Source organism: Streptomyces sp. NPDC002328 (assembly GCF_042890065.1).
In the GTDB taxonomy this organism is placed as follows: Bacteria; Actinomycetota; Actinomycetes; order Streptomycetales; family Streptomycetaceae; genus Streptomyces.
Map to the genome: position 1 here is coordinate 1 of NZ_JBIARQ010000052.1, position 1,309 is coordinate 1,309.

Annotated in this window: 2 protein-coding genes; both read left to right on the forward strand. The window is 66.9% G+C overall.

All coding sequences use genetic code 11. From position 1 onward, the window contains the following. Positions 1–408 (forward strand): DUF3459 domain-containing protein (locus tag ACFYX4_RS40970; protein WP_389345084.1); only part of this gene is annotated, 408 nt, incomplete at its 5' end. 32 nt (positions 409–440) lie between these two features. Continuing rightward, positions 441–1,309, forward strand: an 869-nt coding sequence (locus tag ACFYX4_RS40975) for an alpha-amylase family glycosyl hydrolase (protein ID WP_389345086.1), incomplete at its 3' end; no start/stop codon positions are given.

A 1,309-nucleotide genomic window follows, 5' to 3' on the forward strand; every position in this document is an offset into this window, starting at 1 on the left:
GAGTACCTCGACTCCGAGAAGTACCAGCTCAAGCCCCGCGACTGGGAAGCCGCCGCACGCGAGGGCCGCACCATCGCCCCCCTCATCACCCGGCTCAACGACATCCGGCGGCGCCATCCCGCGCTCCACCGGCTCAGGAACCTCCGTTTCCACGGGACGGACAACGACTCCGTCATCGCGTACAGCAAGCGCGAGGGGGCGGACACGGTGCTCGTCGTGGTCAACCTGGACCCGCACCACGCCCAGGAGGCGACGGTCTCGCTGGACCTGCCGCAACTCGGCCTGGAACACGGCGCGACGCTGTCCGTGCACGACGAACTCACCGGTGGCGTCTACGGCTGGAGCCGGGACAACTACGTGCGCCTGGAGCCCGGCCGGGCGCCGGCCCACGTGTTCCACGTCCGGTGACCCGCAGCGCAGATCGGAGACCCCAGAGCGTCATGACCGTCAACTCCCCCGTCCCGGACACGTTCGAGGACACTCCCGCCAAGGACCGCGACCCCGAGTGGTTCAAGCGCGCGGTCTTCTACGAGGTCCTCGTCCGCTCCTTCCAGGACAGCAACGGCGACGGCGTCGGCGACCTGAAGGGCATCACCGCCAAGCTCGACTACCTCCAATGGCTCGGCGTCGACTGCCTCTGGCTCCCGCCCTTCTTCAAGTCACCCCTCAGAGACGGCGGTTACGACGTCTCCGACTACACCGCCGTCCTCCCCGAGTTCGGCGACCTCGCCGACTTCGTCGAGTTCGTCGACGCCGCCCACCAGCGCGGCATGCGCGTCATCATCGACTTCGTCATGAACCACACCAGCGACCAGCACCCGTGGTTCCAGGAGTCCAGGAAGGACCCCGACGGGCCCTACGGCGACTACTACATGTGGGCCGACGACGACAAGCAGTACGCCGACGCCCGCATCATCTTCGTCGACACCGAAGTCTCCAACTGGACCTACGACCCCATCCGCAAGCAGTACTTCTTCCACCGCTTCTTCTCCCACCAGCCGGACCTCAACTACGAGAACCCGGCCGTCCAGGAGGAGATCCTCGCCGCCCTCCGCTTCTGGCTCGACCTCGGCATCGACGGCTTCCGCCTCGACGCGGTCCCCTACCTCTACGCGGCCGAGGGGACCAACTGCGAAAACCTTCCGGCAACCCACGAGTTCCTGAAGCGGGTGCGCAAGGAGATCGACGCGCAGTACCCGGACACGGTCATCCTCGCGGAGGCCAACCAGTGGCCGGAGGACGTCGTCGACTACTTCGGCGACTACGCCTCCGGCGGCGACGAATGCCACATGGCGTTCCACTTCCCCGT